The organism is Mesorhizobium sp. M1A.F.Ca.IN.020.06.1.1 (assembly GCF_004023265.1).
In the GTDB taxonomy this organism is placed as follows: domain Bacteria; phylum Pseudomonadota; class Alphaproteobacteria; order Rhizobiales; family Rhizobiaceae; genus Mesorhizobium.
On sequence record NZ_RZSR01001046.1, the window covers coordinates 1 to 1,980 of the forward strand.

General features: G+C 63.4%; 4 protein-coding genes. 2 read left to right on the forward strand and 2 right to left on the reverse strand.

The window, feature by feature from the left end:
* Together EOA60_RS30725 and EOA60_RS30730 are read left to right on the forward strand one after the other, a co-directional pair.
* The coding region (locus EOA60_RS30725; protein ID WP_128312449.1) for an ATP-binding cassette domain-containing protein at positions 1–431 on the forward strand (431 nt) is incomplete at its 5' end.
* 10 nt (positions 432–441) lie between these two features.
* Positions 442–753 (forward strand): DUF6665 family protein, encoded by a 312-nt coding sequence (locus EOA60_RS30730; protein ID WP_095823272.1) that lies wholly within the window; start codon positions 442–444, stop codon positions 751–753.
* On the opposite strand, the gene EOA60_RS30735 is transcribed toward EOA60_RS30730, so the two are convergent.
* Together EOA60_RS30735 and EOA60_RS30740 are read right to left on the reverse strand one after the other, a co-directional pair.
* The gene (locus EOA60_RS30735) at positions 750–1,604 is read right to left on the reverse strand and encodes an alpha/beta hydrolase (protein WP_127335407.1); all 855 of its coding nucleotides are present in this window, start codon (positions 1,602–1,604) and stop codon (positions 750–752) included. The genes EOA60_RS30730 and EOA60_RS30735 overlap by 4 nt on opposite strands.
* A gap of 91 nt (positions 1,605–1,695) precedes the next feature.
* On the reverse strand, positions 1,696–1,980 hold a 285-nt coding region (locus EOA60_RS30740), incomplete at its 5' end, for a cupin domain-containing protein (RefSeq protein ID WP_206628327.1).

The window sequence follows — 1,980 nt, forward strand, 5'->3', positions numbered from 1 at the left end:
ACTTCATCATGGGGCTGCGCGACAATCGCGAGCGCCTTGGCTACGAAGCCTATGTCGGCGAGCGCGGCGTCAAGCTCTCCGGCGGCCAGCGCCAGCGCGTGGCGATCGCCCGCCTCTTCCTCAAGGATGCGCCGATCCTCATCCTAGACGAGGCGACCTCGGCACTCGATTCCGACATCGAGGCGGCGATCCAGGAAAACCTGGCAAGGCTGATGGAGAACAAGACCGTCATAGCCATCGCCCACCGGCTTTCCACCATCGCAGCGCTCGACCGGCTGGTCGTGCTCGACGGCGGCCGCATCGTCGAAGAAGGCACGCATGATGAGCTGGTGGCGCTGGACGGCCTTTATGCGCGGCTTTGGAAACGGCAGTCCGGCGGCTTCCTCTTCAATGAGGAAAGCGCGCTGGAAGAGACGCGCCCGGCGGAGTAGAAACGCAGCCATGTCGATCAGAATGCCCAGCAATTTCGGACGGTCAGGAGCGCAGGAAAGCGCTCTCGATCTGCTCGGCCACGAAATACTCGCTGAAAAGGCGGCCGCCCTCGGTCGCGCCGGCCAGCGCGTCGACGAGGCCTTGGCGAAGCTGCGCGAAAATGGGGAAGGCGGGGATCGCAACCGGCTGCTGAAAGAAGCGGCAGAAGCCGTCCACGCCTATTTCATCCAGCGCGAACTCTGCGGGCTGCGCAAGCATGACGCCGTGATCCGCGAATACGACATCCCGCGGGCGGTGCTGGCCAGGCTCGGCGCCAGCTAAGCGCTGACTTCCTTCCGAAAGCGCGCCAGGCGCAAGGCGAGCGCTCCGGGATTCTCATCGGCGACGAAGTGCCCGCTATCGGGGATGATGTCGCCCTCGATATTGGAGAGGCCGGCGGCCTTCAAGCCATTGAGGTAATCGGTGATCTCGCCGGTCTCGGCAGCGCCCCTGAGGCAGAGCACCGGCGTATCGATCGGGCTTGCCGGCGGAACGGCATTGGCCTTGGCGTCCTCGGAAAAGGCGCGGTACCAGTCGAAGCCCGCCTTGAGGCTTTCCGGCCGCGAATAGGCCTTGGCGTAGATGTCTCTTGCTTCGGCCGGGATGGCGGATTTCTCCTTCGAAAGGGTGTCGAAGAAGAAGTCGAAATAGGCGCGCTCGTGACCCCCAACCAGCAGTTCCGGGAGAGCAGGAACCGCGTGAAAGGCGAAATGCCAGAGGTTTGGATTGCGGATGACCTTGTCCCACGGCGCCACGCCCGGAACGACAACATCCATGATCGCAGCGGCGGAGAGGATTTCCGGATGGTTGCGCAAAAGCGCGAAGACGATCTGGCCGCCGACATCATGGCCGGCCACTATGACCTGTCGCAGGCCGCAGGCGTCAATCAAGGCCGCTATCACCCTGGCCAGATGGGCTTTCTCACCGGTTTTGCGCGTGCCTCGCGAGCCGCCTATACCCGGCAGGTCCGGCGCGATCACGCGCTGATCGGTGGCGAGCCGACCGATCACGTTCTCGAAGGCATGGGAACTTTGAGGCCAGCCGTGGAGCAGCACGAGGCCGGGCGCATCCCGTGGTCCGGCTTCGCGGATCGCAATGGTCAGTCCTTCAACCTCGATGCTGGAAGTTTCCATCCGCCCGGCCTTCACCTGTCCGATCGCTCCGACTGACAGAACTAGGCGGGAATCGGTCCGCGGACAGGGCCTGTCTCTCGAATAAGCCGCATCACTCCAGCCATTCGGTGATGAAGCTGCCGTTCTCGTGGATGTCGGTGGTCTCGAGCGGACCGGGGCCGAGATTGGTGAATTTGTGCGGCGTGTCGGCCGGCACGATCAGAATTTGGCCTGCGGTGGCCGTTATCTGCCGATCGCCGACCGTGAACAGGCCGGTGCCGGAACGGATGACGAAGATCTCCGCGTAAGGATGCTTATGCAGACGCGGGCCGCCGCCGATCTCGGGCTGATAATTGAAGATCAGGCAGGAGTTGGAGCCAAATGCGCCGCATTGCAG

Coding starts and splice junctions, on each gene's coding strand:
- EOA60_RS30730 (WP_095823272.1), top strand. CDS start 442: ATGTCGATCAGAATGCCCAGCAATTTCGGACGGTCAGGAGCGCAGGAA.
- EOA60_RS30735 (WP_127335407.1), bottom strand. CDS start 1,604: ATGGAAACTTCCAGCATCGAGGTTGAAGGACTGACCATTGCGATCCGC.